12 protein-coding genes are annotated in these 13,545 nt (G+C 44.2%); 8 read left to right on the forward strand and 4 right to left on the reverse strand.

Features of this window, described 5'->3' with window-relative positions:
• The first annotated feature begins 51 nt into the window (after nt 1–51).
• The 5 genes from glpA to HUO09_RS22530 all read left to right on the forward strand — a co-directional run bounded on the left by glpA (nt 52) and on the right by HUO09_RS22530 (nt 5,477).
• Entirely contained in the window at nt 52–1,746 is a 1,695-nt protein-coding gene (glpA, locus tag HUO09_RS02645; RefSeq protein ID WP_188232887.1) for an anaerobic glycerol-3-phosphate dehydrogenase subunit A, read from the forward strand.
• A complete protein-coding gene (gene glpB / locus HUO09_RS02650) occupies nt 1,743–3,083 on the forward strand; it encodes a glycerol-3-phosphate dehydrogenase subunit GlpB (protein WP_188232888.1) in 1,341 nt (446 codons plus the stop codon). Before glpA ends, glpB begins: the two co-directional genes overlap by 4 nt.
• Nucleotides 3,080–4,291 carry an anaerobic glycerol-3-phosphate dehydrogenase subunit GlpC gene (gene glpC / locus HUO09_RS02655; RefSeq protein WP_188232889.1) on the forward strand — a complete coding sequence of 404 codons (1,212 nt, stop codon included), beginning with the start codon at nt 3,080–3,082 and terminating at the stop codon, nt 4,289–4,291. The genes glpB and glpC overlap by 4 nt, the downstream gene beginning before the upstream one ends.
• A 14-nt stretch (nt 4,292–4,305) precedes the next feature.
• Nucleotides 4,306–4,545 (forward strand): hypothetical protein, encoded by a 240-nt coding sequence (locus tag HUO09_RS02660; protein WP_188232890.1) that lies wholly within the window; start codon nt 4,306–4,308, stop codon nt 4,543–4,545.
• A gap of 473 nt (nt 4,546–5,018) precedes the next feature.
• On the forward strand, nt 5,019–5,477 hold the full coding sequence (locus HUO09_RS22530; protein WP_306464302.1) for a CatB-related O-acetyltransferase: 459 nt from the start codon (nt 5,019–5,021) through the stop codon (nt 5,475–5,477).
• Between the two features lie 45 nt (nt 5,478–5,522).
• Here HUO09_RS22530 and HUO09_RS02670 read toward each other — a convergent pair whose 3' ends face one another.
• From HUO09_RS02670 to HUO09_RS02680, 3 genes are all read right to left on the reverse strand, one after another.
• Nucleotides 5,523–6,545, reverse strand: coding sequence for a LacI family DNA-binding transcriptional regulator (locus HUO09_RS02670; protein WP_188232891.1), 1,023 nt, complete (start codon nt 6,543–6,545; stop codon nt 5,523–5,525).
• A gap of 117 nt (nt 6,546–6,662) precedes the next feature.
• A complete protein-coding gene (locus HUO09_RS02675) occupies nt 6,663–8,099 on the reverse strand; it encodes a 6-phospho-beta-glucosidase (RefSeq protein WP_188232892.1) in 1,437 nt (478 codons plus the stop codon).
• A gap of 243 nt (nt 8,100–8,342) precedes the next feature.
• Nucleotides 8,343–9,038: a pirin family protein gene (locus HUO09_RS02680; RefSeq protein WP_188232893.1), complete on the reverse strand. Its 696-nt coding sequence runs from the start codon at nt 9,036–9,038 to the stop codon at nt 8,343–8,345.
• Between the two features lie 354 nt (nt 9,039–9,392).
• Between HUO09_RS02680 and HUO09_RS02685 the strand changes: the two genes are divergently transcribed.
• The 3 genes from HUO09_RS02685 to HUO09_RS02695 all read left to right on the forward strand — a co-directional run bounded on the left by HUO09_RS02685 (nt 9,393) and on the right by HUO09_RS02695 (nt 11,789).
• On the forward strand, nt 9,393–10,070 hold the full coding sequence (locus HUO09_RS02685; RefSeq protein ID WP_167410549.1) for a response regulator transcription factor: 678 nt from the start codon (nt 9,393–9,395) through the stop codon (nt 10,068–10,070).
• Nucleotides 10,067–11,332, forward strand: coding sequence for a HAMP domain-containing sensor histidine kinase (locus HUO09_RS02690; protein WP_188232894.1), 1,266 nt, complete (start codon nt 10,067–10,069; stop codon nt 11,330–11,332). Before HUO09_RS02685 ends, HUO09_RS02690 begins: the two co-directional genes overlap by 4 nt.
• A 94-nt stretch (nt 11,333–11,426) precedes the next feature.
• Nucleotides 11,427–11,789: a DMT family protein gene (locus tag HUO09_RS02695; protein WP_368484407.1), complete on the forward strand. Its 363-nt coding sequence runs from the start codon at nt 11,427–11,429 to the stop codon at nt 11,787–11,789.
• Between the two features lie 75 nt (nt 11,790–11,864).
• Here HUO09_RS02695 and HUO09_RS02700 read toward each other — a convergent pair whose 3' ends face one another.
• Complete coding sequence (locus HUO09_RS02700) at nt 11,865–13,304, reverse strand: sucrose-specific PTS transporter subunit IIBC (protein WP_167410546.1); 1,440 nt, start codon at nt 13,302–13,304, stop codon at nt 11,865–11,867.
• Nucleotides 13,305–13,545: the final 241 nt, after the last annotated feature.

A 13,545-nucleotide genomic window follows, 5' to 3' on the forward strand; every position in this document is an offset into this window, starting at 1 on the left:
TAATCTTTTTGATGTCACACTAAAAACGCGTTAATTAAGGGTGGGGCGACAATGAATTCTACAGTTCGATTTGAAACCGACGTTGTCATCATTGGTGGTGGTGCGACAGGTACAGGGATTATGCGTGATTGTGCTCTGAGGGGCATAAAGTGCATTTTGCTAGAGAAAGACGATTTGGCGTCAGGTACCACAGGGCGAAATCACGGCTTATTACATTCTGGTGCGCGTTATGCCGTCACTGATCAACATTCCGCAAAAGAATGCATTCAAGAAAACCGAATACTGAAGAAAATCGCTCGACACTGTATTGAAGACACTGGCGGTTTGTTCATCACATTGCCTGAAGATGATTTGGGTTTTCAAAAAACCTTTATTGAGCAATGTAAAGCCGCTGATATCGATGTAGAAACTCTTTCGCCAAAAGATGCGCTTCGTTTAGAACCGAATACTAACCCTGAGTTAATTGGTGCCGTCAAAGTGCCAGATGGCACGCTCGACCCATTTCGCCTTTGTTCGTCTAACGTACTTGATGCCAAAGAGCACGGAGCACGTTTGTTTAACCATTCACGCGTCGTTTCTTTGATCCGTGAAGGCGACACCGTACTGGGTGTGAAATGTATCAATACTCAAACAAACCAACCTTTTGAAGTTATTGCCCAGCAAGTGATTAACGCGGCGGGTATTTGGGGGCAGGGCATCTGTGAATACGCAGAGCTGGATATAAAGATGTTCCCTGCAAAAGGCTCGTTGCTGATCCTTGATTATCGAATCAATAATCTGGTGATAAACCGCTGTCGTAAACCATCGGATGCAGACATTTTGGTGCCGGGCGATACCATCTCTTTAATTGGCACTACCTCAGAGCATATCGATTACGACATGATAGACGATCTGCATGTGACTGCCGCAGAAGTGGATTTACTGCTGGAAGAAGGTATCAAGTTAGCACCGATCATGAGAAATACCCGAGTGCTTAGAGCTTATGCCGGCGTTAGGCCTTTAGTTTCTCTCAGTGGCGACAGCTCTGGCAGAAACATTAGCCGCGGAATTGTATTGCTCGACCATCAGGAACGCGATGGTCTAAAAGGTCTCATGACAATTACTGGCGGCAAGTTAATGACTTACCGCTTGATGGCGGAACAGGCAACGGATCTTGTTGCGAGCAAACTTGGCAATACTGCGCCTTGTATTACCCATACCAAGCCATTACCAGGGTCTGTCGAATCTCCGAAAGCTCTGCGAAAAAGCGCCAGCATCGCTAAACCTGTTTATGAATCCGCCATCTACCGTCATGGAGAAAGGGCAGAAGCTTTTCTCTCTGAACAACCTCGCAGTCAGGCGATTGTGTGTGAATGTGAAATGGTCACCGCAGGTGAAATTGAGTACGCAATTAAAAAACTGGACGTAAAAAACCTCGTGGATTTACGTCGACGCACTCGCTTGGGGATGGGACCGTGTCAGGGAGAACTGTGTGCCTATCGCGCTGCGAGTTTGTTCCAAGAGTATGGCGATATCGGTGGTCATGAATCGGCACTGCTGCTCAAAGAATTTTTGGAAGAGCGCTGGAAGGGAATTAAACCTATTTTTTGGGGAGATGCCCTACGAGAGGCGGAGTTCAGCTACTGGATCTATGAAGGGTTATTCGGCTGTGGAGACATTGAACCACAAGCAGAGCCTTTTATTGAACCAGCGAGTATCGACAAACCTACCATTACACCGTCAACGCAGGAGCAAGAACAGCAATGATGAATTACGATGTCATAGTGATTGGTAGTGGAATTGCAGGCTATTCGGCTGCCATTAAATGTTTAGAACACGGGTTAAAAACGGCGGTGGTGAGCAGTGGACAGAGTGCTTTACATTTTTCGTCCGGCTCTATCGATTTGCTTTCACATTCCCCGTTAACGCATAAGTTAATTGACGATCCTTGGGCTGAAATTGACGCTTTACCAAAAGCGCTTCCACAGCACCCTTATGCGAAAGTCGGCGGTAAAAATGTTCGTTCAGCCATGAACTGGTACCAGCAGATGCTTGCGGCAAATGGACTTGCCATGAGCACTTTGCCTTCGTCGCACAATCATTTTCGAATTACCACTCTAGGTACCTTGAAATCGACTTGGCTCTCTCAGCCTTATGTTGAAAAAATAGAACAGAATTTTTCAAATCTGGCGCAATTTAAACGCATTGTGATGATCGCTGTCGACGGCTTCAGAGATTTTCAGCCACATATTGCGCTTGGAAACTTGCAGCAACACCCAGCGTTTAAAGATATAACCATCAAAACAGCCAAAGTCAGCTTAACCGCGTTTGGGCAACTGAATCGTAACCCGTACGATCTAAGGTCGATTGATATTTCGAGGATCTTAAGAGATGAAGTTCAGTTCACCGAATTTGCCAATCAACTAATGAAAGTTGCCACGCAGGAAGATCTGTTGGTGATGCCGTCCATTATGGGTAATGGCGATGGCCTAGAGTTGATGCATAAACTCAGTCGTTATACGGGTCTCCATTTGCATGAAGTGCCAACCATGCCACCTTTACTGCTCGGTATTCGTATTGAGGATGTCATGATGCACGCCTTCATCAAAAAAGGCGGTGTGCTGCACAAAGGTGATGAAGTGCTTGGCGGTCAGTTTGAGGATCAAGGCGGCAGTATGAATTTGGCGTCTATCCAAACCAAAAAAATGGGCGATATGAATCTGACGGCGAAACACTACATACTTGCTTCCGGCAGCTTCTTCAGTAAGGGGCTGATAGCGAACCAGAACTCAATCAAAGAGCCCATCTTTAATTTGGACACGGAAGTGACGGGTGAAAGAGATGAGTGGCATCAGCATGATTTCTTCAGCTCTAAGCCGCATCCATTCTTGTCCTTTGGCGTTGTGACTGATAAGAATTTCTCCCCGTTTATCCAAGGGCAAAAGGTGAACAATTTGCATTGTATTGGCGCGATTTTAAGTGGCTACAATCCTATTACCCACGGATGTGGTGGAGGTGTAGCAGTCAGCACTGCTTATTGGGTTGTCGAGGAAATTGTTGCGGGTTTACGAAGCGAATTACTAATGAAGGAGGTGAGTGCATGACAGTGGCAAGCAGAGATACCACCTTTGACCAATGCATTAAATGCACTGTTTGTACTGTGTACTGTCCGGTAGCAAAGGCGAACCCAGATTTTCCGGGACCAAAACAATGCGGACCAGACGGTGAGCGACTACGCATCAAAAGCCCAGAGTTTTATGATGATATGTTGAAACACTGTACCAACTGCAAACGCTGTGAAACGGCATGCCCGTCAGGTGTGCGTATTGGCGATATTATTGCGGTGGCAAGAGGCAAGTTCGGCAAGCGCCCGATGAATCCTAAGCTGGTGCGTGATTTTGTCTTGAGCCATACCGATCTGTTCGGCTCACTCGCCACACCATTTGCACCGATCGTGAATGCCGCGACGCAACTGCCTTTGGTGAAGAAGATCATGCACAAGACGATAGGTGTGCATGAACATAAATCTTTGCCTAAGTATTCGCACGGCACGTTTAGAAATTGGTTTAAGAAAAACGTCACCGAACAGTCGATTTACCCGAGAGCGGTCAGCTACTACCACGGCTGTTATGTTAACTATAACCACCCTCAACTGGGGAAAGATTTTATTCGTGTGATGAACGCCATGAACATTGGTGTGCGTTTACTGGAAAAAGAAAAGTGCTGTGGCGTAGCGATGATAGCGAACGGCTTCCACGATAAAGCAAGAAAGAACGCAGAGTTTAATATTGAGCATGTAGGCAAGGCCATCGAACAAGACAGTATTGCCGTATTGTCTACCTCTTCAACTTGCTCTTTCACCTTGCAGGAGGAATACCCTCACGTGCTCGGCGTTGAAAACGAAAATGTAGTGAACAAGATCCACTATGTGAGCCGCTTTCTGTTGAAAGAGTTTATGAGTGGCAACTTGCCAAAAATGAAACCGCTCAATAAGAAAATTGTTTACCACACGCCTTGTCACCTTGAAAGAAGTGGAGGCGCCGTTTTTACCATTGAAGTTCTGAAGATGATTCCAGGTTTAGAAGTGGTTGTGCTTGATAGTGAATGTTGTGGTCTTGCGGGTACTTATGGTTTTAAAGAGGAAAACTACGATGTATCTATGAAGATAGGGGATGACCTATTTAGCAAGATTAGGCGTTCAAACGCAGATTACGCCATTACCGATTGCGAAACCTGTAAGTGGCAAATTGAGGAAAATACTCAGCTAGAGTGTATTCATCCAGTGAGTCTGATAGCAGAAGCGCTGCTTTAACAAGAGCAGCATTGATGATTGTCTGTCTGGTTATGCAGATGAAAGTGCTCAATATCGACGCCAACGCATCAGATATGATCATGTCTATGTTCTCGGGCATCATTAACTTAGGTATTGGCGCAGGTGCATTGATCGGCGGTAAAGTGATTCTCTATATGTCTCTTGAAGGCATCGGATACTTGAGTGCTATTTTCGTTTTGCTATCACTGCTCTGGATTTTGTTCCTGATGAAGCGATATACCGCAATTCGATAGTACTGTGATTTTAAATACCGGCTAGCTCACTTCTAGTCGGTGTCCCTCTTGTTTAGAATTAAAATGCTGCTAATTAGTCAAAATGCTTCAATTCTGACATGTAGTTATGTGGAAAATTATGAACATAACGTAGGATAAAACGGATTGGGGATGTGAAAGGTAAGTTGTAAATAATTGATTGATATAATTTTATTAATCATTAACGGCATTTACTAATCGCAATGAGCAATCGAAAAATCTTCATATCACCGATATTGAGAAGTAAGTTAAAAAAATCTCATATTATCTTGCCTAAAAAGAGCTTTTTCTCCGCGTTTAATCTGGCTTCCGACACGATTAAAATTGAACCTTATTCAAGATTCTGTAGCGGACGAAACTTATGTAACATGGGGGCGTTCTCGTATTCGAACTCTACTCTTGATCTGCATGCGACAGTAGGCAGGTATACGAGCATTGCTTCGAATGTAAGGCTGATGTCTATTGGGCATCCTCTGGATCGATTCACAACATCCAATATTAGTTATTGTCATCCTCGATATTTAAAGCACTCATCTTATAGATATTCACCATTTGAAGAACCCGAGGGAATCACTATTGGTAATGATGTTTGGATCGGCAATGACGTCCTGTTTAAAAAAGGTCTGACTATCGGTGATGGCTCAGTGGTGGCCGCGAACTCTGTAGTGACTAAAGATGTTCCACCTTATGCCGTCGTAGGCGGAGTTCCTGCAAAAATATTGAAGTATAGGTTTTCTGAAAGTATCAGACAAAAACTTCTCGAACTCGAATGGTGGAAATATGATTTTAGAGATTTCATCGGACAGAAAAATCTAGAAGTCGATTTAGATATAACAGCGTTTGTTCCGGTTCTAGAGGAGATGATTAAGGGTAATGAAATTAAACCCTATGAACCTCAACCTATTTGTATATAAAGAAGATGCGAGATTACTAGCTCTACTTCCTTCAAGTTAAACGAGTCACTTATCCGAGACGAGATTACCAATAGCTTGCGTGGACTCACGCGCGACCAATTCACCGTCGTATGCTTTATGGCTGGTAAGGTTGCTTTGCTTATTCGCCAGCATTAAGGCAAGGGCTGTAGCATCTTGGGTTAATCGGATAATCGGCAGTGATACCGTTGACAGGCTTGGAATCGCATAGGCGGCTGCAGGTTCGTTGTCGATACCAATCACAGACACATCTTGCGGAACTCTCAAACCGTGGTCGTGCAATGCACGGATTGCACCAATTGCCATATCATCGTTACAGGCAAAAATAGCAGTGAACTTGTCACCTGTTTGCAGCAGGATTTGCGCGCCTTTATAACCACCTTCTAAGGTGTTATCACCTTCCACAATCCAGTTTTTCTTTTCTGGTATACCAGCCACATTAAGCTGGTTTTTGTACGCTTCTAAACGTAACCGCCCCGTTTCACTTTGGATTGGAGAAGTAATACAAGCGATGTGCTTATGACCTAACTGAATAAGGTGATCCATCGCTAATGTGGCTAATTGAGTTTGTTTCAAACCAAAACTCGATAGCGATTCCGCTTTGAGCTGGCGGTTTAATATCACTAATGGCTGGGCGATTTTCTGTTGCAGTTCAACCAATTCAGATTCGGACAGATGACGACTATAAAGCAGAATGGCATCACAGCGTTGGTTAGCAATGGTTTCAACCGATTCGCGTTCACCTTCTGCGCTGTTCTTGCTGCGAATAACCAACAGCTTTTTGCCAGCCTGAAGGGCGGCTTGCCCAGCATGATGGAGGACGCTGCCAAAATAGCTGCTCCTAAATTCAGGAAGAACGAGGCCGATAGAGTTGGATGTATTGGTTGCCAAAGCCTGTGCAAGTGTATTGGGTTGATATCCCAACTCTTTCATTACAGAAAGAACCGCATTTCTGGTGACTTCTTTGACCTGAGGGCTGTTGTTGAGTACTCGTGACACCGTCGCTTTGGAAACGCCAGCGGCTTTGCACACATCATTTATGGTTGCCATACAATTCCTTATCTATCCGACTCGACATACCTACACATGATAGGCATGTCGAGAGGGAGACAAGTTTAGCCAATTTCAATTGAATTTTGAAAGGCTTATTTAGCGGATGTGTGGCGGCTAGATAACTTCGCCGTTGGTTTCGATAACTTTCTTGTACCAGTGGAAGCTTTTCTTCTTCGAACGCGCCATTGTACCGCTGCCATCATCGTGTTTATCAACATAGATAAAGCCATAACGTTTTCTGTATTCACCTGTGGTGAAAGAAACACAGTCAATACAGCCCCAAGGCGTGTAACCCATCACATCAACGCCGTCATAACTAATGGCTTGTTTCACCGCTTTAATGTGTGAGCCAAGGTAGTCAATGCGGTAGTCATCGTTGATTGAGCCGTCTTGTTCTAACTGGTCTATGGCACCAAGTCCATTCTCTACAATGAAGATTGGCTTTTGGTAACGCTCGTAAAGCTCTGAGAGGGCATAACGTAAGCCGTCTGGGTCAATTTGCCATTCCCAGTCAGACGCTGGTAAATAAGGGTTTAAACGACTTCCTTCAAACAGTGACGGAGTGTTGGTTGACTCATCGATTTTTACTGAAACGATGTTGCTCATGTAGTAGCTGATCGCCAGATAATCTGCACAACCTTCACGCAGAACAACATCGTCACCAGGCTGCATGTCGACGGTAATCCCTTTACGTTGCCACTCTTTGAGTAGGTAGCTTGGGTAGTAACCACGAACTTGCACGTCACTAAATTGGTATTTCTCACGCATCATTTCCTGTGCAAGCAGCATATCTTCAGGTCGGCATGAAGCTGGGTAGAGTGGCATCATATGGATCATGCTACCAATTTTGAAATCAGGGTTGATAGCGTGACCTAGTTTAACCACGAGTGCACTCGCAAGGAACTGGTGGTGAAGCACTTGATACAGCATTTGTTCAGGATTTTCGTAGTCGCTGTAAATCATCCCAGAATTGCAGTAACCCCAGATAGGCAGTTTCCAGTTACGTTGGTTGTTGATCTCGTTAAAGGTGATCCAGTATTTGACTTTATTTTTGTAACGTTCCATCACGGTTAAGCTGAATTTCACAAAAAAATCCATTACCTGACGGTTCTTCCAACTGCCGTACTCTTTTACTAAATGGTTTGGCATTTCGAAGTGAGAAAGGGTGATCACAGGTTCAATGCTGTATTTCAGCAGTTCATCAAAAAGATCATCGTAGTACTGAAGCCCCGCTTCGTTTGGCGTCTCTTCATCACCATTTGGGAAGATACGTGTCCAAGCGATCGACGTGCGGAAACACTTGAAGCCCATCTCAGCAAATAGAGCCACATCACCTTTGAAGTGACCGTAAAAATCAACCGCTTCGTGGTTTGGGTAAAATTTATCGGATTCAACGGTTTCGGTGATAACGCGAGGTATACCATGTGCACCTTTGGTGAGAACGTCAACCACGCTAGGGCCTTTCCCATCTTTGTTCCAAGCGCCTTCAACCTGATGCGCCGCCACTGCTCCGCCCCAGAGAAAATCCTTCGGAAAACCTTGTTGTGACATAGTGATACCTTCTCAAATAAAGTGAATGAGCCTAAATAGAATAGGTGAGTTATAGGCATTCTAATCCAGTTATTGATAAAATGAAACCGGTTACAATTTGGGTTTTGATAAGAACATAAGTGATAAATAGATATAGAAAGAAAAAAAGCCACGAGTGAATGCTCGTGGCGAAGGGAAGGAACGCTTAGAGTTTATAACCGCTAAAAACACGACAGCAGTGAATAAATGGAGCGGTTCAGAACACTAAGGTAGGTCAAAAACCAAGGCTGTTGCGCGCAAATCACTGTTGTTGTAGAAGCTCAAGTACTCCTCAGAAACGATTTTCGCGCCGTCTCCCGGTGTCAGTTGAGTATCGTTAACGAACAGTTCGCTGTTGATTTGATGAACATACACACGGCGACCCTTCTCAACCTGATAGCTGATCTCAGTATGAGGTTCCAAAATGAGTTGGTGCAGCTTTGCATCTTGTTTGATCTGTAATGTGCCGCTTTCGCCCGTAGGTGTGACAACGGTGGTTAATCCTGCTTCTTGTCCAAAATCTTTCTGTTGGTAACCCGGTTTGCCGCCATAAGTGTTTGGCTGAATCCATATTTGTAAAAACTTCAACGTCTCACTGGTGGATGCATTGAATTCACTGTGCGCAATACCACGACCAGCAGACATCAATTGAAACTCTCCAGCCGGAAGCTTTTCAATGTTACCTTCGCTGTCTTTATGCGCAATGGTGCCTTGTAGAACATAGCTGATGATTTCCATGTCCTGATGGCTATGGGTTTCAAAGCCAGCACTTGGCGTAACGGTGTCATCATTAATCACGCGAAGCTCAGAAAAGCCCATGTGTTTAGGATCAAAATAGCTCCCAAAAGAAAATGTATGTCTGCTGTCTAACCAGCCAAAATTCGCGCGGCCGCGTTGTGATGCTTTTCTAATTTCAATCATAGTGTTCTCCTCACTTGGCTCGCTCCCAAATGAACAACAGGGTCATTAACAGAAATGCCAATCTATGAAAGAGATGTTAGAGCGTTAAGCACTACGATTACAGCCGCTGAATTCGTTGCCCTTATTCGAAAATTTAGAATGAGAGCAACGTGACGGTTTGAGCCGAAAAGAGTGGGGCGTTTGTATTTTAACCTCTCCTTAACTACGGATGATTTAATCTGCTACCAGTTAAAATGTTATTTGTGAATTAGATGCGCCGAACCGTTATACGAAGGATTGCGAAAATAGTATCCTTGGCGCTTCTGTTTCGATATCGAACGGTAAAAATTGCGTTAGGAAGGTTAGGTTCGGCAAATGTTAAAGGCATTATTAGTTGAAGATGATTTGGATCTTGCAACGGCATTAATTGACTATATGTCATTGGAAGATATTGATTGTGACTACGCTTCCGATGGTCAGGTTGGCTATAACCTGATTATGGCTAATCGCTATGACGTTATTATTCTCGACCTGAACTTGCCGAAAATCGAAGGTTTAGTGGTTTGTGAACGTATTCGTAATAACGGGGTTGAAACACCCGTTCTGATGCTGACAGCGCGTGATACCCTTGATGACAAACTAGAAGGTTTTAGTCGTGGTACGGATGATTATCTGGTGAAGCCATTTGCTATGGAAGAATTGTTGGTTCGCATGAAAGTGCTGGCCAAACGTCGTAGTGGACAAGTTTCTAAACTAGCGATTGCCGATCTTGAACTGGATCTCAGTCACCGCCAAGCGACCAGAGCAGGAACCCTTCTTAAACTTTCACCTATTGCCTTGAAAATTCTTGAAATATTGATGAGAGAGTATCCGTCTGGTGTTTCAAGAGAAAAAATCATCCAAACGGTTTGGGGGGATGAACAGCCCGATAGCAATAGTTTAAAAGTGCATATTTTTAACCTAAGGAAACAGGTAGACCAGAATGATTGGATGCCATTGATTCATACGATTCCCGGTTTTGGTTTTGCGATTACTTCTCAGGTTGCGTCATGAAAATTCGCCGTAGTCTAAAAATATTCATTGTCTGCACAATTATGGGAATGGCGACCATCACGGTTGTCGGTTTCTCTACGCTAACCGCCAGCTATTTTGAAGAAGGATTAGACAGCGGATTGCGGATTAACATGCAGGAAATTGGCCGTTTTACTTCTGTGGATTCACCGAAAACCATTCTGGGTTTTCATGTCGTCCGTCAATGGGAAGATGTAGACCCCGAAATCAGACAAGTATTTCCCCAGCCAACCCAACATTTGGATTTCAATAAACGAGTCTTTCGAGAACATTGGTATTCTGAGCCAAATAGAGCCTTATTCTTGCTTAGATACGAACGCAGTAACAATGACGTTCTCTATATCTCACGTATTATCGACGAGTTTGAAGCGGCTGATCTTAGTGCCCGTCTCAACCAAGATAAGCTCCCTCATTTATGCCAAATTCTTGTTTATGCCGCGATAGCTCTGGCAATGTTCGCGGTGTGTATGTACTTTGTGGGGCAACTGGTAGCCAATCCAATAGAACGTCTAGCTAAATGGGCGAAAACGTTGACGCCATGTCAACTCAACCGTCCCCTTCCAGACTTCCATTATAACGAACTCAATCGATTGGCAATGATTGTCAAAAACAGCTTGTCTTCGGTAGAAGAAACATTACACCGCGAACACAAGTTTCTGGCTCATGCGAGCCATGAGTTGAGAACACCAATCGCGGTGGTTCGCAGTAATACGGAGTTAATGGCTAAATTGGTTGATAAACCCAACTCCATTGATAAGCAAAAAGAAGTGCTGGAACGCATACTAAGAGCGAGTGTCACTATGACTGACCTCTGCGACACGTTGTTATGGCTCAACAGAGGGCGACATAATGAATTGCAGCTGACACAAGTCAACCTTGGTGAGCTGATAAAACAGTTGTGCCAAGATTTGAATTACCTGATTCGGGACAAGGCTGTACACGTTGAGGTTAGCGTGTCCGGCGGAGTATTTGAGTTGCCCGCGACCTTGAGCAGAATCGTCCTAAGTAACCTGATTCGAAACGCTTTTCAGCATACTTTACGTGGTCAAGTGGTGATTGAGCAGGTTGGTTCACAAGTCACGATTATGAACCGTGACGAAAGTTGCGGCGATACTCAAAACCAACTTGGGTTTGGTTTAGGTCTTGAGTTAACGCAAAGAATTGTACGTCATTATCAATGGGACTTTACGATTGAAGAGTTCGCCGACGGCCGCGATGTTCGAATCAAATTTTCCACCCAATAGCAATATGATCCCTATTGCTAAAAGCGTTAGTTAGTAGCACACTCCGCGCAATTTGTATCGCTGCTGTTGCGTGGAGTTTTATTGAATGTTCGCCATCCCTCCTTTGTTAATCACTATTGGTTTATTGCTAATCAGTAATGTCTTTATGACATTTGCTTGGTATGCCCATCTGCGAGAGTTGGGTCACAAGCCTTGGATTGTCGCAGCCTTGCTAAGCTGGGGGATTGCGCTGTTTGAGTATCTCTTTCAAGTACCAGCCAACCGTATTGGTTACACGGTACTAAATCTTGGTCAGTTAAAAATATTACAGGAAGTGATCACGCTAACCGTGTTTGTTCCTTTTGCTCTTATTTATATGAAAGAACCCTTTCGGATGGATTTTGTTTGGGCTGGGCTTTGTCTATTAGGTGCGGTTTTCTTTATTTTCCGGCCACAAATCATCGCAGCATTTTCATAGTACTTCAGGAATTCAGGACAAAAAATACCCACTACAAAAGTAGTGGGTAATGAAAAGCGTAATAATTGAGGGGGATTACGCTAACGCTTGGGTATTTTGTTTCGCTTTAGCTCGAATACCTAGAACGATGGTCAAGCCGAACGCCACTGCAAATGAAATCGCCATGCCTACAACGTAGTAGCTAATTTTATCTGGAGTGATTGAGATAATGCCTGGTAAGCCAGCTGCACCTAGTGCTTGTGCTTTAACATTAAACAGTGTGATGAACGCGCTGGATACTGCTGCACCAGTGATAGCTGCAATAAACGGATAACGTAGTTTTAAGTTCACACCGAACATTGCTGGCTCAGTAATACCAAGTAGCGCTGTAATGCCGGAAGGAATAGCAATACCTTTTAGCTTGATATCTTTAGTGCTGAAACCAACCGCTAGAGCCGCCGCACCTTGTGCTACGTTAGACATTGCCGCGATAGGGAAGATGAAAGTACCGCCAGTTACTGCAATATCTGCAAGAAGTTGCGTTTCGATTGCGATAAAGCTGTGGTGCATACCTGTGATTACGAAAGGAGCGTAGATAAAGCCGAACAGTGCGCCGCCAACAAAACCTGCAGAATCGTATAGCCAGTTCAGACCATCACCAAGCATGAAACCAACATCACGAGTGATAGGACCAACTAATGTGAAGGTTAGGAAACCTGTGATGAAAATTGCCAACATAGGTGTAAGAAGGTTATCCAGCACTGATGGGATAAACTTACGCAGGCCATTTTCAACTTTGGCAAGGATAAATGCTGATACCAGTACAGGCAGAACAGAACCTTGGTAACCTACTTTTTGAATTTCTAGGCCAAGAATGTTCCAAGTCGGTACGGTTCCTGATACAGATGCGCTACCGAATCCCCAACCATTAAGAAGATCAGGGTGAACCATCAGCATACCAAGTGCTGCACCAAGGAAAGGGTTACCGCCAAATTTGCGAGATGCTGAGAATGCTAGCAATACCGGTAGGTATACAAAAGGGGCGTTAGCAAAAGTGTTAATCATGCTAGCGAGGTCAGCCAAACCTGGGTTAGCGTCGATCAGCGATTGTCCTTCAATGAACAGACCTTGTGCTGTTAAGACGTTGAATAGACCCATCAACAGACCGCCAGCTACGATAGCCGGAATAATCGGAACAAAGATATCCGAAAGTCCTTTCACTGCGCGTTGTACGATGTTCTGTTTTTCAGCGCCGGCGCTAGCAACGTCACTGGTCGACATTTCTGACATACCAGTTAATTTTGCCATCTCGGCATACACTTGGTTAACGATGCCAGAACCAAAGATAATCTGGTATTGACCAGCAACTTTAAATTGTCCTTTCACACCATCAAGTGATTCAATTGCCGCTTCGTCAATAAGAGCATCGTCTTTTAACGCTAAGCGTAAGCGTGTCGCACAATGTGCTAAAGCTTGGATATTTGCTTTACCACCTAAATGGTCGAGAAGCTGTTTTGCTATGACTGGATAGTCCATAACTCACCCCGTTTCATGTTAATAGTCAGTATATACCCGTCTCGTTTGGAGCTGCAGTTTCTTCACTGGCTTTCGCTCATCTGCTGTCTTTCTGCAAGCCCACTTGACAGGTTAGATTAAAATTGGTTCTTAATTTTTATTTTGGGAACGTTTGCAAAACTAATTCTTGTTAAAAAATAGCTCATGGTCAAAAGCAAACGGTTAATATTGTGAAGACGATCGCTAAAAGCATAGGCAGAAA

The sequence above is a fragment of the Vibrio sp. Y2-5 genome, assembly GCF_014596725.1.
Lineage (GTDB): Bacteria > Pseudomonadota > Gammaproteobacteria > Enterobacterales > Vibrionaceae > Vibrio.

Coding starts and splice junctions, on each gene's coding strand:
- glpA (WP_188232887.1), top strand. CDS start 52: ATGAATTCTACAGTTCGATTTGAAACCGACGTTGTCATCATTGGTGGT.
- glpB (WP_188232888.1), top strand. CDS start 1,743: ATGATGAATTACGATGTCATAGTGATTGGTAGTGGAATTGCAGGCTAT.
- glpC (WP_188232889.1), top strand. CDS start 3,080: ATGACAGTGGCAAGCAGAGATACCACCTTTGACCAATGCATTAAATGC.
- HUO09_RS02660 (WP_188232890.1), top strand. CDS start 4,306: ATGATTGTCTGTCTGGTTATGCAGATGAAAGTGCTCAATATCGACGCC.
- HUO09_RS22530 (WP_306464302.1), top strand. CDS start 5,019: ATGTCTATTGGGCATCCTCTGGATCGATTCACAACATCCAATATTAGT.
- HUO09_RS02670 (WP_188232891.1), bottom strand. CDS start 6,545: ATGGCAACCATAAATGATGTGTGCAAAGCCGCTGGCGTTTCCAAAGCG.
- HUO09_RS02675 (WP_188232892.1), bottom strand. CDS start 8,099: ATGTCACAACAAGGTTTTCCGAAGGATTTTCTCTGGGGCGGAGCAGTG.
- HUO09_RS02680 (WP_188232893.1), bottom strand. CDS start 9,038: ATGATTGAAATTAGAAAAGCATCACAACGCGGCCGCGCGAATTTTGGC.
- HUO09_RS02685 (WP_167410549.1), top strand. CDS start 9,393: ATGTTAAAGGCATTATTAGTTGAAGATGATTTGGATCTTGCAACGGCA.
- HUO09_RS02690 (WP_188232894.1), top strand. CDS start 10,067: ATGAAAATTCGCCGTAGTCTAAAAATATTCATTGTCTGCACAATTATG.
- HUO09_RS02700 (WP_167410546.1), bottom strand. CDS start 13,304: ATGGACTATCCAGTCATAGCAAAACAGCTTCTCGACCATTTAGGTGGT.